Below are 22,064 nucleotides of genomic sequence, written 5' to 3'. Positions count from 1 at the left end.
TTGCGGGCATCCTCGCGCTGGTGATGCGCGTGCAGCTCGCGCTGCCGCTTCAAGGCATCTTGCCGCAAGACACCTACAACCAGTTCTTCACCATGCACGGCACGGTGATGATGTTCCTGTTCGCCGTGCCGATGGTCGAAGCGATCGGGGTGTTGCTGCTGCCGCAGATGCTGGCGGCGCGCGATCTGCCATTCCCCCGTCTGTCGGCTTATGCCTTCTGGGCCTATTTCGTCGGTGGGCTGTGCTTCTTCGCGTCGCTGTTCTTTGGCCTCGCGCCCGATGGCGGCTGGTTCATGTATCCGCCCTATACCAGCATCACCTATTCGCCGGGAATCAATGCCGATTTCTGGCTGCTCGGGATCGGCTTCATCGAGATCAGCGCGATCGCCGGTGCGATCGAGATCGTGGTTGGCGTACTGCGCACGCGTGCGCCGGGTATGACGCTCGACAAGATGCCGATCTATGCCTGGGCCATGCTGGTGTTCGGGGTGATGATCATCATCGCCTTTCCCTCGGTGATCCTCGGCACATTACTGCTCGAGCTGGAACGTGCGTTCAACTGGCCGTTCTTCGATCCCACGCGAGGCGGCGATGCGTTGCTGTGGCAGCACCTGTTCTGGTTCTTCGGCCACCCCGAAGTCTATATCATTTTCCTGCCTGCATCGGGACTTGTCTCGATGATGGTCGCGGCTATGACGCGAACGCAGCTCGTCGGCCACTATCTCATCGTTCTCGCCTTCCTCGCGACCGGGTTCATAAGCTTCGGCGTGTGGGCGCACCATATGTTCGCGACCGGCATGCCGAACCTGTCGATCGGGTTCTTCTCGGCCGCGAGCATGGCGGTGAGTGTGCCCGCCGGTATCCAGGTGTTCTCGTGGATCGCGACCTTCGCGGTGGGCAAGCCGCGCTTCAACGCGCCTACGCTGTTCCTGCTTGGTGGCATCGTCACCTTCGTCATCGGCGGGCTGACCGGCGTGATGGTGGCGATGGTGCCGTTCGACTGGCAGGCGCACGACAGCTATTTCATCGTTGCGCACCTCCACTATGTGCTGATTGGCGGCATGGTCTTCCCAATGTTCGCCGCCTTCTATTACTGGGCGCCGATGACGAGCAGCCGCGCACTTTCGGAGCGGCTCGGCAAATGGGCCTTCTGGCTGATGTTCGTCGGTATGCAGGTTACCTTCTGGCCGATGCATCTAACGGGCCTGATGGGCATGCCTCGCCGCGTCTATACTTATCTGCCGGGCCGCGACTGGGAGGTCACCAACATGATCTCGACTATAGGTGCGTTCATGCTGGCGGCGGGCGTGATCATGTTCCTGCTCGATGTGGCGCGCAATTTTCGGTTCACGACGAATGATGATGCGGGCAACGTCTATGGCGGAGGCACGCTCGAATGGCTACCAACCGGGCTTTATTCGACGCGCAGCATTCCGGTGGTGAAAAGCCGCGAGCCACTATGGGACGATCCGAAGCTGGCGGAAGATGTCGAGGCTGGGCGATATTTCCTGCCGGGCTCGGCCACCGGCCTGCGTGAGACGATCGTCACCAGCACGCTTCGCGCGGAGCCGCAATATCTTCAGATCATGCCCGGGCCGTCAGTGTGGCCGTTCCTGGCTGCCCTCTTCACCGCCGGCTTCTTCATCCTGCTGACCATCCAGGCTTACATCCCTTCTTTCGCCTGCGGCGTGTTCGCGGTGATCTGCGTGTTGCGCTGGCTGTGGGATACGGACCGGCTGGTGAAGGAGCCGGACGTCGACGTCGGCGCGGGTATTCGCCTGCCGACCTATATCACCGGCTCGAGCAGCCATGGGTGGTGGGCGATGGTGATCCTGCTGATCGTGGTGGGCATGATCTTCGTGATGGGGTTGTTCAGCTTCTTCTATCTCTACGGCGTCCAGCCGCAATTCTGGATCGCGCCCGCCGATCCTACCGCGCTCTGGCTTATCTTGCCCGCTTATGCCGCGGCCGCAGGTCTGGCGGGGCTGTCCCGGCACATGCTGGCGCGCCAGGCGACTGAGCTGTGGACGCCGGGCGTCTTATTCCTATGCGCTACACTGGCACTGGCGGCGGGCATCGGCGCGGACCTGTGGAGTTGGACCGCGTCGGGATTGCGTCCGGAGGCAAGCGGACAAGGTGCGACAATCTATGCCCTGCTCAGCCTGGAAGCCATGCTCGCGGCCATCGGCCTGCTGATGGCCGGGTATATCTCGGCGCGCAACAGCCGCGGCATGATCGTACGGCCGCGCAACAACAGCCTCGATCTCTGCGTGTTGTGGGTTGTTTATGCCGCAGGCCAAGGCGCACTGACGGCGGTGTTGACGCGTGCGGTAGGCGGCTGAACCATGCGGACCTGGGCCTTCCTGCTTGGCGGCCTCCTCATCTGGGCGGTCCACTTTTTCTCACTCTACATCGTTGCAAGTATCTGGCTCTCCTCGCCGCTAGCGCGAGGACTGACGCTGCTGGTCACGCTCGCCTGTCTCGGCGGGATCTTGTACCTCGTGGTTCGGGGACGCCGACATGATGGGGGAACGGCAATGGACCGATGGGTTCGGTCGGTTGCGACCGTGCGCGACACGCTGTCCGCGAATATCGGCCATGCCGGTGCGGCGCACCCGCTGGTGATGCTGGCCGATGCGCTCGAAGCGGCCGCGCCCGGGGACCGCATCCTGCTGCTCGGTTTCGGCCAGGGCGCCGACGTGCTGCTGTTCGAGGCGACCGATGCGATCGCCGGCCACCGCCGGCCAGTCGGCGTTTCGGGCTGGGCCGCGCGTGGCCAGGCCGAAGCGAATTACATGAAATATCTCGCGTTCAACGGCCATCTCCAGATGGAGACGGGCATGCGCGCCGAGTTCGACCAGAAGCAGCCGATGACCGCGCTCTACCGCAACCGCAGGACAGTGTTCGGTCTGGTCGGCGGGCGCTGCACGCGCACCGGCACGATCCAGTTTCCGCGATCGGAGATCAGCGTGTCGGTCAACGACGCCGCAGTCGGCACGCAGGAGGATTATCCGCTTGCCGACATTCCGGCGCGAATCATGACCTATACGGCGGACAGCCTGGGCTACACGCCTGATCCTCCGGGCTGCTACGGCATGGTCGAATTCGAAGGTGGCGGACGCATGGCGTGCGAGTTCACCGACGTCGAGCCGGAAGCGATCGAAGTGGGCATGGAGATGCGGATGATGTTCCGCATCAAGGCCGTCGACGAGCGCCGTCAGTTCACCCGTTATTTCTGGAAGGCCGTACCCGCGGCGAAGGAGTCCTGATCATGGCATCCGGCATCAAGGACAAGGTTGCGATCCTCGGCATGGGCTGCGCTAAGTTTGGCGAGCGATATAATGACGACGCCGAACAGCTGATGGTCGAGGCCTATCTGGAGGCGCTCTCAGACGCCGGCATCGAAACGTCGCAGATCGACGCCGCCTGGCTATCGGTGGGCTTCGACGCGATGAATGTCGGCCCTTCCGGCATTCCCGCCGCGATGGCGCTGCGCCTGCCTAACATCGCCGTCACCAAAGTGGAGAATTATTGCGCGAGCGGCACCGAGGCGTTTCGCGGCGCGGTCTATGCCGTCGCGTCGGGCGCGGCGGACATCGCGCTGGCGGTGGGCGTCGAGAAGCTCAAGGACACCGGCTATGGCGGACTGCCCGTCCGCACCCGCGGCACCATGTTCGACATGATCGGCGTGGTCGGCTCGGCCCCCGGCAATTTCGCCCAGCTCGCCTCCGCCTATCGCGCGCGGCATGGCATGTCGAAGGACGAGCTCAAGCGGGCGATGGCGCATGTCTCGGTCAAGAGCCACGCCAATGGCGTGAAGAATCCGAAGGCACATCTGCGCAAGGCGATCGACATGGATACCGTGCTCAACGCGCCGATGATCGCGGAGCCGCTGGGCCTGTTCGATTGCTGCGGCGTGTCGGACGGCGCGGCGGTCGCCATCGTCACTACGCCCGAGATCGCCCGCAGTCTCGGCAAGGCGGACATCGTCACGGTGAAGGCGCTCCAGCTCGCCGTGTCCAACGGCTGGGAGCTGCAGGGGCAGGGCTGGGACGGCAGCTATCTGCCGACGACGCGGGTCGCGGCGGCCAAGGCCTATAAGGAGGCCGGCATCACCGACCCGGGCAGTCAGGTGAGCCTGATGGAAGTGCATGATTGCTTCTCGATCACCGAACTGGTGACGATGGAGGACCTTCTCATCTCGAAAGAGGGGCAGGGCTGGAAGGACGTGCTTGACGGCCGCTTCGACGCGGACGGCGCCAACCCCTGTCAGATCGACGGAGGCCTCAAATGCTTCGGCCATCCGATCGGGGCCTCGGGCCTGCGGATGATCTACGAAAATTACCTGCAGCTGCTGGGCCGGGCAGGAGAGCGGCAGCGGGCCGAACCGCCGATATTCGGGTTGAGCCATAATCTCGGCGGCATGCCCAATCAGAATGTCGCGGCGATCGCGATCGTCGGGCTCGAGGGCGCCTGACCATGGACCGCGAAACGCTCGATCAGTTCGTCGACACCGTTCGTCGCTACACGCGGGAAAAGCTCGTTCCGCTGGAGCGGCAGGTCGCGGACGAAGACCTTATTCCCGAAAGCGTCTGGCGCGACTTCCGCGAGATGGGTCTGTTCGCGCTGACGACGCCGGAGGAATATGGCGGTCTTGGTCTCGGCTCGACCGAGGAGGTCGAGATTATCATGGAACTGTGCTGGGCGTCGGCTGCGTTCCGCTCGTTGATCGGGATCAATATCGGCCTTGGCACCCGCGCGATCCTGAGCGACGGGACCGAGGATCAGAAGTCGGCCTGGCTCCCGCGCATCGCATCGGGCGAGGTGATCACCAGCTTCTGCCTCACCGAACCTGATACCGGGTCCGATGCGGCGGCGATGCGCACCCGCGCGGTGCGCGATGGCGACGATTATGTGATCGACGGCACCAAGCGTTACATCACCAACGGCCCGGTTGCGGGTCTGTTTTTGGTGATGGCGCGGACGAACGCCGAGTCACTGCCGAAGAACGGCCATATCACCGCGTTTCTGGTGCCTGCCGACACGCGCGGCGTCTCGATCGGCGCGCGCGATCACAAGATGGGACAGCAGGGCGCATGGTCGTGTGACGTGCTGTTCGAGAATGTTCGGGTGCCGGCCAGCGCGATTATCGGCGGGGTCGAAGGGCGCGGCTTCTCGACGGCGATGAAGGCGCTCGATCGCGGTCGTATCAACGTCGCTTCGGTCTGCGTTGGTCAGGCGCGGCGTCTCCTGCACGAGTCGGTTTCCTATGCGGTGGAGCGGCACGCTTTCGGTCATGCGATCGGCGATTATCAGCTGATCCAGGCGATGCTGGCCGACGGCAAGGCGGACCTCTATGCCGCCGAATGCATGTTGCGCGACGTCGCCCGCCGCTTCGATGAAGGTGAGCGGGTCACGCTGGAGGCGAGCGCCGCCAAGATGTTCTGTTCGGAGATGGTTGGCCGGATCGCCGACCGCGCGGTCCAGATTCACGGCGGCGCCGGCTATATGCGCGACAGCGCGGTCGAACGCTTCTACCGCGATGTCCGCGTCTTCCGCATTTACGAGGGCACGACGCAGATTCAGCAGCTCATCATCGGCCGCGAACTCGTCGCCCGGCATCGCGCCGCCACGGCATGAACGAGGCCGCGCCTTGCGGCAGCTTCGATGGCCGCGTCGTGATCGTGACCGGCGGCAGCGACGGCATCGGCCGCGCCTCGGCCCTGCGGCTGGCGGAAGACGGCGCTACGGTGATCATCTGCGCACGCGGGCAGGACCGGCTAGAAGTGGCGCGGGCTGAGATTGCGGCGATCGGGCGGGTAGAGGCGCATCGGCTGGATGTGAGTGACGACCGGGCGTTCCGCGCACTGATTCAGGACGTCGCCCATCGCCATGGCCGGCTCGATGGCCTGGTCAACAATGCCATGGCGATTGCCTACAAGCCGGTCGTGAAACTGACCCTCGACGAATGGCGGAACGACTTCCAGGTCAATGCCGATGCCGCCTTTGTCGGCACGCAGGCCGCGCTGGCGCTGATGATCACGCAAGGGTCGGGGGCGATCGTCAACATCGCCTCGCTGAACGGGCTCGGCGCGATGCCGGGGATGGCCAGCTATTCGGCGTCCAAGGCGGCGATGATCCATTTCAGCGCGGTGGCGGCGCTTGAAGCCGCGCCGCATGGCGTTCGTATCAACGTTATCGCGCCCGGGCAGATCATGACGCCGGCTTCGGCGGCCTTCTCGCGCGCCGATCCCGAGCGTCAGGAGCGCATCGAGGCGGTTCTTCCGATGCGGCGGCCGGGCCGGCCCGAGGAGATAGCTTCGGTGGTTCGCTTCCTGCTTTCGGAAGAGGCGTCCTACATTACGGGTGCGTGCATCCCCGTCGACGGCGGCAAGATCCAGCAGCTATATGTGCCCGATTGACGACCGCCGGCAAGCTCTGGCCGGCCCCCAAGCCATGCAGGATCGGGGGCCGGGCCAGGATCAGCTCAGATAGCTGGCAGTGGTCTTTGCGGCGATCTCTTCGGCGGTGACGCCGGGGGCGGTCTCGATCAGCTTGAATGGCGAATTGTGATCTGAACGCTGGAAGACGGCGAGATCGGTGACGATCATGTCGACGACATTCTTGCCGGTCAGCGGCAGGGTGCAGCTGGGGATGAACTTCGGGTCGCCGTTCTTCGACGTGTGTTCCATCACGACGATGATCTTCTTGACCCCGGCGACGAGATCCATCGCACCGCCCATGCCTTTCACCATCTTGCCCGGGATCATCCAGTTGGCGATGTCGCCGCTTTCGGACACTTCCATCGCGCCCAGCACGGTGAGGTCGATATGTCCGCCGCGGATCATCGCAAAGCTGTCCGCGCTGGAGAAGAAGCTTGATGACGGCAGCTGGCTGATCGTCTGCTTGCCGGCGTTGATCAGGTCGGCATCCTCTTCGCCCTCATAGGGGAAGGGGCCGATGCCGAGCATGCCGTTCTCCGACTGCAGCGTCACCGTCACCCCGTCGGGGATGTTGTTCGCCACCAGCGTCGGAATGCCGATGCCCAGGTTGACATAATAGCCGTCGCGCAGCTCCTTTGCCGCCCGCGCCGCCATCTGGTTGCGGTCCCAGCCCTTGATTACGGTGGCCATCATGCGGTCTCCTTCTGCCGGACAGTGCGAAACTCGATCCTCTTGTCATAAGGCGCGCCGAGCACGAGGCGCTTCACATAGACGCCGGGCAGGTGGATGCTATCGGCATCGAGGCTGCCGACGGGCACGATCTCCTCGACCTCGGCGACGCAGACCTTCCCCGCGGTCGCCGCCGGGTGATTGAAGTTGCGCGCCGTCTTGCGAAAGATCAGGTTGCCGCTCTCATCGGCCTTCCAGCCCTTGATGATCGACAGGTCGGCGCGGATGCCGCGTTCGAGGACATAGGTCTCGCCGTCGAACTCCTTGGTCTCCTTGCCCTCGGCCACCAGCGTACCGACCCCGGTCTTGGTATAGAAACCCGGAATGCCGGCGCCGCCAGCGCGCATCCGTTCGGCCAGCGTGCCCTGCGGCGAGAATTCGACTTCGAGCTCGCCAGCCAGATATTGCCGTTCGAACTCCTTGTTTTCGCCGACATAGGAGCTGATCATCTTGGCGATCTGGCGGCTGCGCAACAGCTTGCCGAGCCCTTCGCCGTCGATCCCGGCGTTGTTCGATGCAATGATCAGGCCCTTGACGCCCGATGCCACGATCGCGTCGGTCAGCCGTTCGGGTATGCCGCATAGGCCAAAGCCGCCCGAGCATATCGTCATTCCATCGAACAACAGGCCTTCCAGCGCATCAGCGGCGGACGAATATATCTTTGTCATTGGCGCTCCTCCTGCCTGCAATTCTAGCGGCGATGACTCATTAAATCTAATTGTAGTTTTTGTTGGTTATACATAACCAATGTCTATGAAACGCATCGCACTCTACCATATCGAGACGCTGCTGTGGATCAGCCGGCTAGGCACCTTCGCCGCAGCGGCCGAACGACTCAACACGACACAGCCGGCCGTGTCCGCGCGGATCAGGGAGCTCGAGAACCAGATCGGCTTTCCCCTGTTCCAGCGCGCCGGGCGCAATATGGCGCTGACGATCCGCGGTCGGCAGTTCGTCGAGGAATGCGAGCCCCTATGGACCTCGATCGAGGCTATGCTGCTGCAGTCGGGCCAGTTCGCGGGCGCATCGGGGACGGTACGGATAGGCGCGGGGGAGATCGCGGCGGCGACCTGCCTGCCGCCGTTCCTGTCGGTGCTCAAGACAACTCTGCCGCGAGCGCGGCTGGAGATCGAGATCGACCTGTCTCAGAGTCTGCTGCAGAAACTGCTCAACGCGGGCAGCGATCTGATCATCGTCGCGGGGCAGGTGGCCAGCCCTCAAGTCGAGACCGCGCCGATCGGCAGCGTCGACCTGATCTGGATCGCGAGCCCCATGCTGGCCGCGGAGATCGGCGAGGACGTGTGTGCCGCGCCGATGTGGCTGCTGCATCGGCATTCGCCGATCCATGGCCTGGCGCTCGCCGAACTGGGCGATGGCGCACCGCCGGAGGCGATGATCAACAGCTGCAACAATGTCCGCGCGTTGATCGATATCGTGTTGCGTGACGGCGGGGTCAGCTTCGTGCCCGAAGTGATGGTGCGCGATCATATCGCGAGCGAGGCGCTGGTGCGCCTCCATGCCGATCGCCACCGGTCGATCGAGTTCAGCGCCGTGATAAGGGCGCAGGAACGCGACCCGCTGGTGCGCAGCATCTTCCAGCAGATCGCCGCGCTGCGGATCGATCCGGATCGTGCGGCGGTATGACGAGAGGCGGCTAACGACCCAATTCCGACGTTTGAGCAGCAGTCGGTCTTGCTACAGAGCCGACGTTAGGTAAGGTCGCGCGATGATCTGGCGCAAAGCCATTGCCGTCCTTCTACCGATCGTACTCAGCGGTTGCTCATATAGTTATGATCTGCTCGCTGTAGTTTGGGATGGGCATCTGACTTTCGTTGTCGATCCCACATCCGCGCAGCGCCCATCGTGCCTGCGCTATGTGGACGTCACCGCCGACATCGCCGTGACCGGTTCCGACGGCAAACGGTATGATCCTGCGCCCGGAACGCACACGGCATGGCTCGAAAACATCGACTACGACGACGACTGTTTGAACAAGTTTCCTCTCATGTATGGAAGTAGGCTTAAGGGACGGCATAGGCCCGAAGGTCCTTTGATTGTGGCCATGCCGCTGCGGAGGGGGGTCGTTTACGGCATAACGACGACCACCGGCGCGACCGGTTATGGCGGCGGACGCTTCGTGATCCACGCTGATGGTCGCGTCGAGAACCTGAGACGGCAGACCACCGATTCAGGTAATGAAACAACACCCAAGCCTTAAATGTCAGCTATCGTAGGGGGGACGCTCGGAAGCTGCCGTGCCGCTTCCCACCCCATGGCGGACATTCTGAGCCATGTGTGATTAAGGGCCAGTAGCAGTCGATCTGGTACCCGCCTTCGTACCCCGGATCTGGCCGGGCTTCCGCTGTCGACCCCAACGTGCGGGCTCCGACCGCTGGGAGAAGGAAAGGAGCGGGCGACCGGGCCATGCCGGGGGACACGAAGATTGGGCTGCGTCTTAAGCGACCGGCTGGCTCACCGCTGCGGCGAAATGGTCGGGGGTGAAGACGCGGGTCATCGCCTCGATCAGCTTGGGATCGTGCATGTCGAACAGCGCGTTGTTGCCGTTCGACCAGGTGAAGTCGTGCTTCAGATATTCGATCTTCCAGGCATCGACGCCGTCGACCCGGCGGAAGCGGACGACGTAGGAGCCATATTGATTATATTCGACGCTACCCGCGTCGTTCGATCGCCAATGGCGCGAGGTGTGCTTCAGGGTGACGAGGGCGCGGTCGCCGTCCACCTCGATCTTGAAGTTGGAATATGTATGGTGCCGCTTGACCGGCGACAGGATCGCATCGGCGAAGGCAACCCACAGGTCGGCGTCGAGGCGGATTTCCTTCTGGCCTGTCAGCCGTTCGAAATCGATATTGGCCGTGTCCATGAAGCAGGCGCGGTGCGCCGCCCAATCGCCCGAATCGAGCGTCTCGCCGAATCGCAGCATGGTGTTGCGGATGTTGCGCTCGTCCCAGATGCGGGCGAGCTTTTCGGCGTCGGTCATCACGATCTTCCGATTCAGGAGGTCAGGCGGCGCGGACTTCGCCGGGTTCGTCGGCGAACACCGCGCTCTGATCGAGATAGGCGCGCTGTTCGCAGATCTTATCGCCACGGATCTTGATGACGTCGCAGCAGGGGACTGTCACCCAGGTGCCGTCGGACCGCTCATAATCGACATTTGCCTCGACGAAGACGAGATCGCCCGCCTCGGTCACCCGCCAGATATTATGCTTGAGACGGCCGATCATCGACCAGAAGATCAGCACCTGTTCACGGGCATCGTCCTTGCCGATCACCGGCGGACGGCCGCCGAACAGGAAGACATGATCGTCGGTCAGCATGTTGATGAAGCCGTCGATGTCCTTGCGGTCGACCGCGCGGAAACGTTCGAGAACCCAATGGTCGTTCATATCCTGCTCCTGCTGCGCGCGGGGCCTCTTCGGGCCGCCATCCGCCGTTCGTTCAATATGTCGCGATCGCCGCCCTCGCGGCCGCGAAGGCCTCCGGCGTGAAGACCTGATGCATGGTCTTGGTCAGCTCGGGGTCGCTGGTGTCGAGCAGCGAATTATTGCCCTCGACCCATTGGAAGTCGTGCTTCAGCCGGTAGATTTTCCAGCTGTCGCCGGCGCGTTCGAACCACACATCGTACCAGCCATATTGGGTATAGTCGCTGACACCCAGGTCGGTCGCCTTGAAGTGCCGCGCGGTCATGTAGACCAGCGCATAGGCGCGATCACCGTCAACGCTGATGTCCCAGTTGGTGTAGACATGATGGCGGCGGACGGGACTCAGGATCTGCTCGGCAAAGCGGGTCCACAGATTGGCGTCGACGCGGACTTCCTCCTGCCCGGTCAGGCGCTTGAAATCGATGTTGACCTGATCGGCGAAGGTCGAGCGGTACGCTGGCCAGTTGCCGGTATCGAGCGCGCGGCCGAAGCGCAGAAACACTTTCTTGACCTGCTTCTCTTCCCAGAGTTCGAGCAGCTTTTCCTCAGTCGTCATATCTTATTCCTCCCGCTCACCACGCCCGCACGCCGCCGTCGACCGCAATATCAGTCCCGGTGACATAGGACGCGTCGTCGCTTGCCAGGAAGGCGACCACGCTGGCGACCTCCTCGGGCTGGCCCATGCGGTTGATCATCGCGCGGCCAAGCTGGATGCGGCTCCATTCCTCATTTTCCAGGATGAAGCGGGTCTGGTTGGTTTCGATCGTGCCGGGCGACACCGTATTGGCGCGGATGCCATGCTTGCGGCCTTCCATCGCCAATTGACGGGTCATCGACAGAACGCCGCCCTTGGCTGCGGTATGGGCGAGGCCGGGAAGTAGCTCGATCCCCACCCAGGCGGACATCGACGCGGTGTTGACGATGCAGCCCTTGCTCTTGATCAGTTCGGGCCAGGCGGCGCGGGTCAGCAGGAAGACGAGGTCGAGTTCCTGGTTTATCGTCTTGTGCCAGGTGTCGTCGTCCATGTCCTCGATCCAGGCGAAATAAGCCATCGCGCCGTTGTTGAAGAGGACATCGATTCCGCCGAAACTTTCGACGGCGGTCGCCACCAGCTGCTGGCACTGGGCCTTGTCGGTCAGGTCGGCCGTAACCGTGACGATCGAACCGCCCGCATCCTTGATGAGGCGCGCGGTTTCGTCATTGCCCGGCGCGGCGATGTCGCAACCGACCACATTCGCGCCCTCTTCGGCGAAGCGGATCGCCGATGCGCGGCCGATGCTGCCGCCGGATCCGGTGACGATGACGGTCTTGCCTTCGAAACGGCGCATCACTGGGCCTCGGCTTCGGCGTAGAGCGGATTGATGTCGATATAGATCCACAGCTTGTCGAGCTTGCCCGCGCTGTTGCGGTGGAGGAGGCTGGACACCGGCAGCGGCACGTCGCGGCCATCCTGGCGGGTGTAGGTGACGACCGCATATTGCGAGGCAGTGTCGCCATCGTCACCGGCGTACAGATGCACCGGCTTATGGCTCATGCCGGCGATCGATCCGTAGAATCCGCCCATCACGGCCACTGCCGTCTGCTTGTCGCGGATCGGGGGATTATTGGCGAAACGCAGATCGATGTCGTCGGCAAACCATGCCGCCAGCTTGTCGATCTGAACCATGTCCGCATCGCGGAAGAATTCGCCGACCCATTCCAGTGCCACTGTCGCTCTCCTAAAACTTATGTGATTTCAAAGCTCGCCGTTAGCGACCATCTCGCGAACCTTCGCGAGTGTCGCGGCGACCGCGCCGACATAGGCGCCGCGCATGCTGTCGCCCTTGGCGGTTTCTTCGGGCGTATCTTCGGTGATGCCGGGGAAGCGGACGCCGAACGTGAAGGAGAGCACCAGGCCGCTTTCCGAATCGCTGATGACGTTATCGATCCAGCCGGTGCCGTCGAGCCGCTCGAACTGGACCTTCACAGGCTCGAACAGCGTGATGAACTCCTGGCTTTGCGCGCCCCGGAAGGTGATCTCGCGCTTGATGGTCGTGTCGGTGCGCTCGATGAGGTCGCACTGGGTCATACCGTCGACGAAGGGCTTGGCGTCCACCGCCTTCAGCGCCAGACCTGCCCACACCTGTTCGCGGGTCAGCTTGGGTTCGATGCCGTCGGGGTTGACGGGGATCGCGTGGGAAAGGGTGTACATCTAAGCCTCCGCTTCAGATCGAGAGATAGCCGCCGTCGACCGCGATGGCCGCGCCGTTGACGAAGGATGCCTGCGGCGACAGCAGCCATGCAACCGATTCCCCGATCTCATGCGGCTCCCCGAAGCGGCCCATCGAGTGGCGGAGGCGCAGACGGTCGAAAACCGACGACAGGTCGGGGTCCTCGCTCAGCCGCTTGATCATTGGCGTTCGCGTAATGCCGGGCAGGATGGCGTTTACGCGGATGCCACGCGTGCCGTAATCGGCGCCGCCGGCCCGGGTAAGGCCGAGAACGCCATGCTTTGCTGCGCAATAGTCCGAGGCGCCGGCCAGACCGACCTGGGCCAGCGAAGATGCTGTGTTGACGATGGAGCCGCCGCCCTGCGCCAGCATCGCCCGCGCCTGATAGCGCATGCCGAGGAACACCGCCGACAGGTTAATCCGGATGACCCGGTCCCATTCCTCGTTGCTGATCTCGTCGAGCGGTTTGTTCGATTGCTCGACCGCCGCATTGTTGAATGCGCCATCGATCCGGCCGAACCGGTCGACGGTCGCCTTTACCAGCCCGGCTATCTGTTCCTCGGAGCCAAGGTCGGCGGGAACGAAATAGGCTTCGCCGCCGGCAGATTTCACCGCCTCCGTCGCCGCCTCGCCGGCTTCGGCGTTGACGTCGGTCAGGATCAGCCGGGCGCCGTGCCCCGCCAAAACGAGCGCGGTGGCGGAACCAATTCCGCCACCGGCACCCGTGACCAGGATCGATAGATTATCGAGCATGCCGGTCAATCAAAGTCTCCAAGGTTCAGAAGTTGAAGGTGACGCGCGCGCCGTAGGTGCGCGGCTCCTCAAGATAGGCGGTCGCCGGGCCGGGAATGCCGGCGGCGGCGGTCGCGGCGATCACCGCCTTGTTGGTGATGTTCTTGATCCACAGACCCGCGCTCCACTTGTTGGTGTCGGCGAAGTAGGTGATCGAGGCATTCTCACGCCATGTCGGCTTCTGATTGGTGCCCGGCGTGTGAACGAAGTCGGCGAAGTAGGTGCTTTCATAGCGAGCATCGACCGCCGGACGGATGTAGCCGTTCGAGAGGTGGAAGTCGTGATGATAGGCGACGTTGATCGTCCAGTCGGCCGCATAAGGCAGGCTGAGGCCCTCGAAAGCGGCTAGGCCCGGAACTGCGAATTCCTTGTTCCGCGCATGGAGATAGCCAAGCGAGGCGGACAGGCGATCGTCCGGCGTAGGCTGGAAGACCGTATCGATCTGCACGCCGTAAGTCTCTGCCTTGGCGTTGAAGACCTGGTTGTATGGCTTGCTGGCGTCGTAAGCCTGCAGCAGAAGGTCGTTATACTTGTAGTAGAAGCCCTCGACGTTGATCTGCAGGGTGTTGTCCAGGAACCGGCTCTTGAAACCGCCGGTGATCGACGACAGCTTCGGAGAGTTGATCAGGTTCGAGAAGGTCGGGGTCGACGGTGCTTCGTTGAACGTGCCGGGCTGATAGGCCGTCTGATAGGTCAGGTAGACCATCGCGGTCGGCGACACGTCGAACTCGGTGCCGATCTTGTAGTCGAACCGCTTGAACGACTTTTCGAAGGTGAAGAGCGGGTTGCCCACGTCCGGCGAGATGCCGCTACCCTTGCGCTTATCGTAGCTGAGGCGGCCACCGGCGGTCAGGCGCCATGCGTCGTTGAGGTCGTAGGTCGCCTGACCGAAGGCGGCGATGCCCTTAACGCGGTGATGGAGCACGCCGCTGGCAATGAAGCCGAACGGACCCGAGGCCTTTCCGACGAAGGAATAGCCGTAAGTCTTCTGGGTATAGGCATAGAGGCCGGCCAGCCAGTTGAGCCGATCCGAATTGCCCGACAGGCGAAGTTCCTGCGTGATCAGGCGGTAATTGTCTTCCTTGTAATCGGGAATGACGCCCAGCCAGTAGCTCGAGTTCGAGTCCAGGTGGAAATAGCCCGGAACATAGGTGAGCGTGACGCCGTCTGCGACCTCCAGGTCGAACTGCGCGCCGAAGTTGTAGAGATTATACTTCTGCTTTTCCGCGATCGGCTGACCAAAAGGCAGCGCGCTCGGATCGGCAAATGCGCCGACGCGAAGATCGTCCCACGGACGATCGCGCAGGAATGCGTCCTTGCTGAACTGGCCCGTCACCGGATCGAAGCCCTTGTTGACGAGGTTCGACGGCGAGCCATCGCGCTTGGTATACTGGCCCCATAGATAGGCGGTGAAGCCTTCAGTACGGTCGAACAGCAGGCCGAGGCGGGCGGCGATATCGTCCTTCGAATAGGCGCCGCTTTCCATATAGCCGTCGCGCTTGGTGAAATCGATCGCGGCGCGTGCGGCAACGCCTTCGCCCAGCGGCACATTCTGCACCACTGTGGCGTGCATCAGGTCGTAGTTGCCGCCTTCGAGAACCGCGCTGGTCTCCAGATCATGCGTCGGGCGCTTGAACGAGATGTTGATCGTGCCGCCGAGCGCGTTGCGCCCGTACAGGGTGCCCTGCGGTCCGGGGAGGACTTCGATCCGGTCGAGGTCGAACAGCGGCTGGCTGGTGCCCTCGCGCGGGGTGAAGATGCCGTTGACGTTGAACGCTACGGTCGGCTCGATGGCGCCGAAGTCGAGGTTGGAGCCGACGCCGCGCAGGATGACCTGAGTGGTGGCGCCTTCCTGCTGGAAACGGGCGCCGGGAACGATGTTCTGCACGGCGCGGAGATCGGTGGTGCCGCTCTGGACGAGCGCGTTGCCCGTGAAGGCAGTGACGGCTGCCGGGGTCTTCTGGATATTCTCGCTGCGCTTCTGCGCGGTGACGACGATTTCTTCGAGGCCGCCCGTGGCTGCTTCGGATTGGGGCGTTGTGTCCTGCGCCTGCGCGGCGCCGGCTAGCATAAGCGCGATAGCGCTAGCGCCGATCAGCTGGATTTTCCGTCCGGATTTCATGATTTCACCCTCCTCTGACTGTTCTCATCGCGTCGGCTTGATGCCTTCGCTTGTGGATCTTCGCCCGAAGCCATCGTCGATATATGGCTTCAAAGTGTATCCTCTTTCATGTCAGCTCTCTGCCGTCAAGATAAGACTTATACTTCTTATATTTTTGTGGCCTCTTACCCCCGCAATTCCGCGATATCTCGCCTCCGGCAGCACTGGGCTATATATCAATCATCAAGATTATGGCCGTTTCACACCGGCCATCAGAACTGCCCCGTAGGGGGTAATCCGAATCGCTCTTCGCCAAACAATGCGTTTATCGCCTGGACGTCGAGCGACGCGTGCCGTGCGGCGGCATTGATGTCACGCCAATAGCGCTGGATAGGTGTATCCAGGCTCGTCGCCGATGCGCCGGCGCCCTCGAACAGCAGGTTGATGCTGTGCGCCGCCTGTTGCGCGGCAAAGCCGATGTCACGCCGGATTCGGATGCGCTCGGCATTGTCGAGCGTTCCGCCGCCCATGATCTTCGCCTCGGCGGGTCGCAAGCTGGTCAGCAGCAGCGCCATCGCCGCATCGATCGCCGCTGATGCCGCGCCGACGCGCGCCTGCACGAAGGGGCTGTGCGCGACGAGGCCCGCGCCGCCCGGCTTCAGGCTGGTGCGCGCCTTCTTCGCCATGGTTTCGATATACCAGTCGAGTCCGCCCTGCGCCATGCCGAGCAGGGGCGCGACGAGCGTGGTCGCGCCAAATGTGGTGAAGCCGAAACTCGCCATGACGTTTCCCTCCACGGCGCGTCCCGGCGTCGATACCCGGACGACATCGGAAAAGCGCACGACGCGGTGAAGGGGGACGAACAGGGGCTTATCGGAGAACAGCGTCTTGCTGCCCGTTCCCTGCATGCCGCTGACCCGCCAGCTGTCATGATCGATCGAAAGCTCGGTGCGGGGGACCATGAACCAGCCCACATCGGCGGGCCGGTCGCCCGAGGCCGGCAAGCTGGCCGAGACGAAAATCCAGTCGGCATTGTCGCAATTGCTTGCGAAGGGCCAGCGGCCGTGAACCTGATAGCCGCCGTCGACCGGTTCGCACTGGCCGGTAGGGACGAAGGTGCCGATCACGAGATTGTCGGGCGCATCTCCCCAGATCTCGCGCTGTGCCTCGATCGGCCAGTAGGAGGCCAGCCAGGCATTGACCGCACCGATCATGGCACACCAGCCGGTGCTGCCACAGGCGCGGCCGATTTCGAAACCGACCCGCAGCATCGTCGACGGCGGCTGCGCCGAGCCGCCAAAAGCAAGGGGCTGGCCAAGCCGGAAGATGCCGGCTTCGCGCAACAGCCGGGTGGTGTCATCGGACACCCGGCCGTCCGCCTCCGTCTGTCGCGCCCGTTCCGCCAGCACCGGCCGCAGCGCGGCGGCGCGGGCCACCACCTCGTCGGCCAGGGCGGCGTCGTTGCCCGACGGGTTCGGATCGGCATGTACAAACTGGCTCACCGGCGCTTCTCTCCTCGATGCCCGTACGGGTCGTTATGCGATCATGGGTAAACCCGCGCAGGACCGCGGGAAAATCTCTGCCGGCGATGGTGGTATCGGCCCGCCTGATAGTTGTGTACACTTTGCCAGGGCTCGGCTGAGGAGAGGGTGCGTGTCCAGTCTCGATCTTAATCTGCTGCCGGCGCTCGACGCGCTGCTCAGCCACCGCAACGTCACCGCCGCAGCCCGTCAGATCGGCGTCAGTCAGCCGACGATGAGCGGCATGCTCGGCCGGCTGCGCGAACAACTGGACGATCCGCTGCTGACGCGGGTTGGCCGTTCGATGGAATTGACGGCGCGCGGCGTCGCGCTGCTGCCCGAGGTGCGGCAGATGCTCCTGGCGCTGGAGAAGCTCACCACCGTCGAGTCCGATTTCGATGCCGCCGCGCTGCGCCGCCATTTCCGGATCATGGCATCCGAATTCGGGCTGTTCCTGCTGCTGCCCCGGATCATCGCGCAGATTGCCGCCGTGGCGCCGCATGTCACCTTCGAGATGGTGGCGATCGATAAGCCGGTCGACAGCGTCTATGGTGGGCTGATCGAACTATGCCTGACCGGCGACATCATCACCCACGCTGTGGGAGAGGCAGCGCGCGCGGTGCGGACCAGAACGTTGATGGAGGATCGCTTCGTCGGCATCGTCGATCTGGCGCATCCGCTGCGGGGTAAGGCCAGCTCGGACGATCTGCTCGTTTATCCGCATGTCGCGACGCATTTTCTCGGTAGCAAATATGCAGTGGAGGACATCGCTATCAGCGGCTTGTCCGACCGGCATCCGCCACGCGTCCGCGTGCCGAGCTTCCTGTCGATCGCACCGATGGTGGCAGGCACCGATTCGATCGGCTTGGCGCCGGCACGGCTCGCGCCGCAGATCTGCAGCTTAGGCGGCGTGCGGGAGATCGAACTGCCACGCGACACGGCCCGCATCGCGATCAAGATGCTGTGGCACATGCGGCACGACCATGATCCCGCGCATGAATGGCTGCGCGGCATCGTCCTTGACATATGCGCCGAGCATCTGGGCGCCAATGTCACGCGGATGCCGCTGAAAAGATAAGACGCACAAGTCCTATCTTGACTCTGTCCCAGGCCCGTGGGAAATCTGTATCCACTCCCGGGATGCAGGATGACCATGATATGACCAAGGTGCTGGTGCTCTATTATTCGACCTATGGTCATATCGAGGCGATGGCCGCCGCGGTCGCGGAGGGCGTCGCCGCCGGCGGCGGGCAGGCGGACATCCGCCGCGTTCCCGAACTGGTGCCGGCCGAAGTCGCTCAGGCGGCGCATTTCAAGCTCGATCAGGACGCGCCCTTCGCGACGGTCGAGGAGCTTCCCGGCTATGACGCGATCATCGTCGGCGCACCGACCCGTTTCGGCCGCATGCCGGCGCAGATGGCGCAGTTCTGGGATCAGACCGGCGGCCTGTGGTTGACCGGCGCTCTGACCGGCAAGGTCGGCGCGGCCTTCACCTCCACCGCGACCCAGCATGGCGGACAGGAGACCACGCTCTTCTCGATTCTCACCAACCTTATCCATCACGGCATGGTTGTGACGGGATTGCCCTATGCCTTTCAGGGGCAGATGGGCCTTGAGGAGGTGAAGGGCGGAACGCCCTATGGCGCGAGCACCATTTCCGATGGCGACGGTTCGCGTCAGCCGAGCAAGACCGATCTCGATGGCGCGCGCTATCTTGGGCAGCATGTGGCTGGGTTGGCGGGCAAGCTGACCGCCTGATCGCCGAGCCGGTTCGATGGCGTGGACGATGACCGTCCCCGCCGCCGGGTAGCCCGCGTCGCCGATAGCGGCGCAATGCGGCGGCATTATCGCAAGGACGTCCGATACACGGACGCTGGAAGGAGAGGCAGATGATCGACTTCTATTATAATGCCGGGCCCAACCCGATGAAGGTCGCGCTGTTCCTGGAGGAATCAGGGCTTCCCTACCGGCTCGTCCCGGTGGACATGCTTCGCGGCGAGCAATTCTCGCCGGAGATCGTTCGGCTCAATCCCAACAGTAAGCTGCCGATCATCGTCGACGATGGCGTCACCGTCTTCGACAGCAATGCGATCCTCCTCTACCTGGCCGAGAAATATCAGCTCTTCCTGCCGGCAGCGGAGCATCGCGGGCAGCTTCTGTCATGGTTGATGTTCGCCGCCACCGGCCTAGGTCCCTACTCCGGGCAGGCGGTGCACTTCCGCCATTATGCGCCCGCGCCAAAGGACTATGCCCAGCAGCGCTACTCATTCGAAGCGCGCCGTCATTACGACGTCCTCGAAGCGCATCTGGCGCAGCGGCAATGGATGGTTGGCGACGCCTACAGCATCGTCGACATGGCGGTGTGGGGCTGGATCCGCAACATGGATCACGTGCTGGGCCCCGAAGCGCGCGCCGACCTTCCGAATGTGGTGCGGCTGGTTCAGGAAATCGAGGCTCATCCTGCGGCCCAGGCCGCCGTGGGCCTGCGCGAGAAGCACAGCTTCAAGGCCGAATTCGACGACGAGGCGCGGCGCGCGATGTTCCGGCATCTGGAGCCGGCCAAGTAAACGATCGAATAATAACTGCATCCACTATCTTGCAAGTCGGTGCGAAGCCACTAAGAAATGAAGCGACGTCGCCACCATGAGGGCGGCACAGGAGGCGAGGGCTCATGCCGATAATTTCCGTTCAACTCATCCGCGGGCGCAGCCCCGAGATGAAGCGCGCGCTCATGAAGGAACTGGCCGAGGCCGCGGTTCGGACGCTGGGAGCGCCCGAGGCGTCCGTGCGGGTCATCCTGACCGAAATCGACGCAGAACATTGGGGAATCGGTACGAAAACCAAGGCCGAGATCGAGAGGAGCGGGGCATGAGCAATATCTATCGTCTGGCGGTTGTCAGGGCAGGGGCCGGCGGCAGTCAGGTCGTCGTCGAACAGGGTGGCAAGCTGTTGCCGATCAACGTCGTGCTGCCCGGAAAGTTCGCCACGCCGCCAGCCGACCTTCAGCCGTTGCTCGACGACTGGGCCGATGTCGACAACCGCATTGCCCAATATGTGGATACAAATATAGTCGCGTTTGGCTCCGGGACGTCGGCCGCCGAGGCCGATTTTCTCGCTCCGCTCGCGGCGCCGGGGAAGATCGCCTGCATCGGTTCCAACTATCATGATCACATCGCCGAAATGGCGATCCCCATGACCCCCAGCTATCCCTATGCCTTCATGAAGCCCGTCAACAACACGGTGCGCGGTCCCGGTGAATCGGTGCCGGTACCGAAGAAGGCGAAGATGATGGATTGGGAGGCCGAACTCGGCGTCATCATCGGCCGCAAATGTACCGACGTGACAGAGGGCGACGCGCTTTCGGTGGTCGCAGGCTATGTGAACTTCAACGATCTGTCGGCGCGCGACTGGCTCGCTTCGCGGCCGCCGGTCGGGGTCGACTGGGTGCAGCACAAGGCGTTCGACGGCTTCGCCCCCTTCGGCCCTTATCTGGTGCCCGCGCGCTTCGTTTCCGATCCACAGGATCTTCCGGTCAAGCTGAGCGTCAACGGCGTGGTGAAGCAGGACTCCAACACCGCGCAGATGGTGTTCGGCGTGGCCCCGATCATCGAGCATCTGACCTCGATCATGACGCTCTATCCGGGTGACCTCATCGGCACCGGCACGCCGGCTGGCGTCGGCCACGGCAAGGGCGAATATCTCAAGGCGGGCGACGAGGTCCGGATGGAAATCGGCCTGTGCGGCGAACTCATAACCCCGATCGGTTGACCTGGCGGGAAGGCGGAGCAGGAGGATGAAAGGCAAGATCGCGCTCGAGGAGCATTTCGCCATCCCCGAGACATTGCAGGATTCGGCGGGCTTCGTGCCCGGCGACTTCTGGACCGAATTGTCCGCGCGGATCCTGGACATCCAGGATCGCCGGCTGCGCGAGATGGACGCGCACGGCATCGAGATGATGATCCTGTCGCTCAACGCCCCGGCGGTGCAGTCGATTCCCGACAAGGCCAAAGCGATCGAGATCGCCCGCCGCGCCAACGACTATCTGGCCGAGGAGGTCGCCAAGCGGCCCGACCGGTTCCAGGGCTTCGCCGCCCTGCCGCTACAGGACCCCGATGCCGCGACCCGCGAGATGACCCGCTGCATCACCGAGCTGGGTTTCAAGGGCGCGCTGGTCAACGGCTTCTCGCAGGCCGGGGACGGCAGCGAGATGCTCTATTACGACATGCCGATGTTCCGCCCCTTCTGGGCGGAGGTCGAGCGGCTGGGCGTTCCTTTCTACCTCCACCCGCGCAATCCGCTGCCGCAGCATGCGCAGATCTATGCCGGGCATGAATGGCTGCTCGGCCCGACCTGGGCCTTCGGACAGGAGACCGCGGTCCATGCATTGCGGTTGATGGGGTCGGGGCTGTTCGACGAACATCCCGCCCTGAAGATCATCATCGGCCATATGGGCGAGGGGCTGCCGATCTCGATGTGGCGCGTCGACAATCGCAACGCCTGGGTCACGCTGCCCAAGAAGCATCCGGCGAAGAGGCCGATCTCGCACTATTTCCACAATAATTTCTATGTCACGACGTCGGGCAATTTCCGGACCCAGTCGCTGATCGACACGATGTTGGAGATCGGATCCGACCGCATCCTCTTCTCGGCTGACTGGCCGTTCGAGAATGTCGATCATGCCGCCAACTGGTTCGACAACGCCACGATCAGCGAAGCCGACCGGGTGAAGATCGGGCGAAACAACGCGAACCAGCTGTTCGGCCTGGGGCTGGACAGTTCGGCCCCGGTCGCGACCAACCCACCCTTCGCCCGATGACGGCGCCGGGGTC

Annotated in this window: 24 protein-coding genes; 13 read left to right on the top strand and 11 right to left on the bottom strand. The window is 63.2% G+C overall.

The window, feature by feature from the left end:
* The 5 genes from WP12_RS06090 to WP12_RS06070 form a co-directional block, all read left to right on the top strand.
* Positions 1–2,342, top strand: a 2,342-nt coding sequence (locus WP12_RS06090) for a cbb3-type cytochrome c oxidase subunit I (protein WP_046192854.1), incomplete at its 5' end; no start/stop codon positions are given.
* A gap of 3 nt (positions 2,343–2,345) precedes the next feature.
* On the top strand, positions 2,346–3,269 hold the full coding sequence (locus WP12_RS06085) for an OB-fold domain-containing protein (RefSeq protein ID WP_084690995.1): 924 nt from the start codon (positions 2,346–2,348) through the stop codon (positions 3,267–3,269).
* A gap of 2 nt (positions 3,270–3,271) precedes the next feature.
* Entirely contained in the window at positions 3,272–4,477 is a 1,206-nt protein-coding gene (locus WP12_RS06080; protein ID WP_046192853.1) for an acetyl-CoA acetyltransferase, read from the top strand.
* A gap of 2 nt (positions 4,478–4,479) precedes the next feature.
* On the top strand, positions 4,480–5,640 hold the full coding sequence (locus WP12_RS06075; protein ID WP_046192852.1) for an acyl-CoA dehydrogenase family protein: 1,161 nt from the start codon (positions 4,480–4,482) through the stop codon (positions 5,638–5,640).
* Complete coding sequence (locus WP12_RS06070; protein WP_046192851.1) at positions 5,637–6,422, top strand: SDR family NAD(P)-dependent oxidoreductase; 786 nt, start codon at positions 5,637–5,639, stop codon at positions 6,420–6,422. Before WP12_RS06075 ends, WP12_RS06070 begins: the two co-directional genes overlap by 4 nt.
* 60 nt (positions 6,423–6,482) lie before the next feature.
* On the opposite strand, the gene WP12_RS06065 is transcribed toward WP12_RS06070, so the two are convergent.
* The gene (locus WP12_RS06065) at positions 6,483–7,133 is read right to left on the bottom strand and encodes a 3-oxoacid CoA-transferase subunit B (RefSeq protein WP_046192877.1); all 651 of its coding nucleotides are present in this window, start codon (positions 7,131–7,133) and stop codon (positions 6,483–6,485) included.
* Positions 7,133–7,840 (bottom strand): CoA transferase subunit A, encoded by a 708-nt coding sequence (locus tag WP12_RS06060; protein ID WP_046192850.1) that lies wholly within the window; start codon positions 7,838–7,840, stop codon positions 7,133–7,135. Before WP12_RS06060 ends, WP12_RS06065 begins: the two co-directional genes overlap by 1 nt.
* An 85-nt stretch (positions 7,841–7,925) precedes the next feature.
* Here WP12_RS06060 and WP12_RS06055 point away from each other — a divergent pair, with 85 nt between their 5' ends.
* Positions 7,926–8,816, top strand: coding sequence for a LysR family transcriptional regulator (locus WP12_RS06055; RefSeq protein WP_046192849.1), 891 nt, complete (start codon positions 7,926–7,928; stop codon positions 8,814–8,816).
* A gap of 82 nt (positions 8,817–8,898) precedes the next feature.
* A complete protein-coding gene (locus WP12_RS06050) occupies positions 8,899–9,390 on the top strand; it encodes a hypothetical protein (RefSeq protein WP_046192848.1) in 492 nt (163 codons plus the stop codon).
* A gap of 237 nt (positions 9,391–9,627) precedes the next feature.
* On the opposite strand, the gene WP12_RS06045 is transcribed toward WP12_RS06050, so the two are convergent.
* The 9 genes from WP12_RS06045 to WP12_RS06005 all read right to left on the bottom strand — a co-directional run bounded on the left by WP12_RS06045 (position 9,628) and on the right by WP12_RS06005 (position 17,217).
* Complete coding sequence (locus WP12_RS06045; protein ID WP_046192847.1) at positions 9,628–10,170, bottom strand: nuclear transport factor 2 family protein; 543 nt, start codon at positions 10,168–10,170, stop codon at positions 9,628–9,630.
* Between the two features lie 22 nt (positions 10,171–10,192).
* A complete protein-coding gene (locus WP12_RS06040; protein WP_046192846.1) occupies positions 10,193–10,576 on the bottom strand; it encodes a nuclear transport factor 2 family protein in 384 nt (127 codons plus the stop codon).
* A 52-nt stretch (positions 10,577–10,628) separates the two neighbouring features.
* Positions 10,629–11,168: a nuclear transport factor 2 family protein gene (locus WP12_RS06035; protein ID WP_046192845.1), complete on the bottom strand. Its 540-nt coding sequence runs from the start codon at positions 11,166–11,168 to the stop codon at positions 10,629–10,631.
* Positions 11,169–11,184: 16 nt separating this feature from the next.
* On the bottom strand, positions 11,185–11,940 hold the full coding sequence (locus tag WP12_RS06030) for an SDR family NAD(P)-dependent oxidoreductase (protein WP_046192844.1): 756 nt from the start codon (positions 11,938–11,940) through the stop codon (positions 11,185–11,187).
* Positions 11,940–12,320: a nuclear transport factor 2 family protein gene (locus tag WP12_RS06025; protein ID WP_052730243.1), complete on the bottom strand. Its 381-nt coding sequence runs from the start codon at positions 12,318–12,320 to the stop codon at positions 11,940–11,942. The genes WP12_RS06030 and WP12_RS06025 overlap by 1 nt, the downstream gene beginning before the upstream one ends.
* A 27-nt stretch (positions 12,321–12,347) precedes the next feature.
* A complete protein-coding gene (locus tag WP12_RS06020; RefSeq protein ID WP_046192842.1) occupies positions 12,348–12,803 on the bottom strand; it encodes an SRPBCC family protein in 456 nt (151 codons plus the stop codon).
* 13 nt (positions 12,804–12,816) lie between these two features.
* Positions 12,817–13,575: an SDR family NAD(P)-dependent oxidoreductase gene (locus WP12_RS06015; protein WP_046192841.1), complete on the bottom strand. Its 759-nt coding sequence runs from the start codon at positions 13,573–13,575 to the stop codon at positions 12,817–12,819.
* 25 nt (positions 13,576–13,600) lie between these two features.
* The gene (locus WP12_RS06010) at positions 13,601–15,736 is read right to left on the bottom strand and encodes a TonB-dependent receptor (RefSeq protein WP_046192840.1); all 2,136 of its coding nucleotides are present in this window, start codon (positions 15,734–15,736) and stop codon (positions 13,601–13,603) included.
* A 251-nt stretch (positions 15,737–15,987) separates the two neighbouring features.
* Positions 15,988–17,217: an acyl-CoA dehydrogenase family protein gene (locus WP12_RS06005; RefSeq protein WP_046192839.1), complete on the bottom strand. Its 1,230-nt coding sequence runs from the start codon at positions 17,215–17,217 to the stop codon at positions 15,988–15,990.
* Positions 17,218–17,368: 151 nt separating this feature from the next.
* Between WP12_RS06005 and WP12_RS06000 the strand changes: the two genes are divergently transcribed.
* The 6 genes from WP12_RS06000 to WP12_RS05975 all read left to right on the top strand — a co-directional run bounded on the left by WP12_RS06000 (position 17,369) and on the right by WP12_RS05975 (position 22,051).
* Positions 17,369–18,313, top strand: a complete 945-nt coding sequence (locus WP12_RS06000; protein ID WP_046192838.1) for a LysR family transcriptional regulator — start codon at positions 17,369–17,371, stop codon at positions 18,311–18,313.
* Positions 18,314–18,393: 80 nt separating this feature from the next.
* Positions 18,394–18,993, top strand: a complete 600-nt coding sequence (gene wrbA / locus WP12_RS05995) for an NAD(P)H:quinone oxidoreductase (protein WP_046192876.1) — start codon at positions 18,394–18,396, stop codon at positions 18,991–18,993.
* A gap of 131 nt (positions 18,994–19,124) precedes the next feature.
* On the top strand, positions 19,125–19,802 hold the full coding sequence (locus WP12_RS05990) for a glutathione S-transferase family protein (RefSeq protein ID WP_046192837.1): 678 nt from the start codon (positions 19,125–19,127) through the stop codon (positions 19,800–19,802).
* 104 nt (positions 19,803–19,906) lie between these two features.
* Entirely contained in the window at positions 19,907–20,107 is a 201-nt protein-coding gene (locus WP12_RS05985; protein ID WP_046192836.1) for a 2-hydroxymuconate tautomerase, read from the top strand.
* Entirely contained in the window at positions 20,104–21,003 is a 900-nt protein-coding gene (locus tag WP12_RS05980) for a fumarylacetoacetate hydrolase family protein (RefSeq protein ID WP_052730241.1), read from the top strand. The genes WP12_RS05985 and WP12_RS05980 overlap by 4 nt, the downstream gene beginning before the upstream one ends.
* 25 nt (positions 21,004–21,028) lie before the next feature.
* Positions 21,029–22,051 (top strand): amidohydrolase family protein, encoded by a 1,023-nt coding sequence (locus tag WP12_RS05975; protein ID WP_046192835.1) that lies wholly within the window; start codon positions 21,029–21,031, stop codon positions 22,049–22,051.
* The last annotated feature ends 13 nt before the right edge of the window (positions 22,052–22,064 follow it).

It is taken from the genome of Sphingomonas sp. SRS2 (genome assembly GCF_000971055.1).
Taxonomy (GTDB): Bacteria; Pseudomonadota; Alphaproteobacteria; order Sphingomonadales; family Sphingomonadaceae; genus Rhizorhabdus.
The sequence above is the reverse complement of the archived record's forward strand: the minus strand, read 5'-3'. Positions and strand labels throughout refer to the sequence as shown.

Coding starts and splice junctions, on each gene's coding strand:
- WP12_RS06085 (WP_084690995.1), top strand. CDS start 2,346: ATGCGGACCTGGGCCTTCCTGCTTGGCGGCCTCCTCATCTGGGCGGTC.
- WP12_RS06080 (WP_046192853.1), top strand. CDS start 3,272: ATGGCATCCGGCATCAAGGACAAGGTTGCGATCCTCGGCATGGGCTGC.
- WP12_RS06075 (WP_046192852.1), top strand. CDS start 4,480: ATGGACCGCGAAACGCTCGATCAGTTCGTCGACACCGTTCGTCGCTAC.
- WP12_RS06070 (WP_046192851.1), top strand. CDS start 5,637: ATGAACGAGGCCGCGCCTTGCGGCAGCTTCGATGGCCGCGTCGTGATC.
- WP12_RS06065 (WP_046192877.1), bottom strand. CDS start 7,133: ATGGCCACCGTAATCAAGGGCTGGGACCGCAACCAGATGGCGGCGCGG.
- WP12_RS06060 (WP_046192850.1), bottom strand. CDS start 7,840: ATGACAAAGATATATTCGTCCGCCGCTGATGCGCTGGAAGGCCTGTTG.
- WP12_RS06055 (WP_046192849.1), top strand. CDS start 7,926: ATGAAACGCATCGCACTCTACCATATCGAGACGCTGCTGTGGATCAGC.
- WP12_RS06050 (WP_046192848.1), top strand. CDS start 8,899: ATGATCTGGCGCAAAGCCATTGCCGTCCTTCTACCGATCGTACTCAGC.
- WP12_RS06045 (WP_046192847.1), bottom strand. CDS start 10,170: ATGACCGACGCCGAAAAGCTCGCCCGCATCTGGGACGAGCGCAACATC.
- WP12_RS06040 (WP_046192846.1), bottom strand. CDS start 10,576: ATGAACGACCATTGGGTTCTCGAACGTTTCCGCGCGGTCGACCGCAAG.
- WP12_RS06035 (WP_046192845.1), bottom strand. CDS start 11,168: ATGACGACTGAGGAAAAGCTGCTCGAACTCTGGGAAGAGAAGCAGGTC.
- WP12_RS06030 (WP_046192844.1), bottom strand. CDS start 11,940: ATGCGCCGTTTCGAAGGCAAGACCGTCATCGTCACCGGATCCGGCGGC.
- WP12_RS06020 (WP_046192842.1), bottom strand. CDS start 12,803: ATGTACACCCTTTCCCACGCGATCCCCGTCAACCCCGACGGCATCGAA.
- WP12_RS06015 (WP_046192841.1), bottom strand. CDS start 13,575: ATGCTCGATAATCTATCGATCCTGGTCACGGGTGCCGGTGGCGGAATT.
- WP12_RS06010 (WP_046192840.1), bottom strand. CDS start 15,736: ATGAAATCCGGACGGAAAATCCAGCTGATCGGCGCTAGCGCTATCGCG.
- wrbA (WP_046192876.1), top strand. CDS start 18,394: ATGACCAAGGTGCTGGTGCTCTATTATTCGACCTATGGTCATATCGAG.
- WP12_RS05990 (WP_046192837.1), top strand. CDS start 19,125: ATGATCGACTTCTATTATAATGCCGGGCCCAACCCGATGAAGGTCGCG.
- WP12_RS05985 (WP_046192836.1), top strand. CDS start 19,907: ATGCCGATAATTTCCGTTCAACTCATCCGCGGGCGCAGCCCCGAGATG.
- WP12_RS05980 (WP_052730241.1), top strand. CDS start 20,104: ATGAGCAATATCTATCGTCTGGCGGTTGTCAGGGCAGGGGCCGGCGGC.
- WP12_RS05975 (WP_046192835.1), top strand. CDS start 21,029: ATGAAAGGCAAGATCGCGCTCGAGGAGCATTTCGCCATCCCCGAGACA.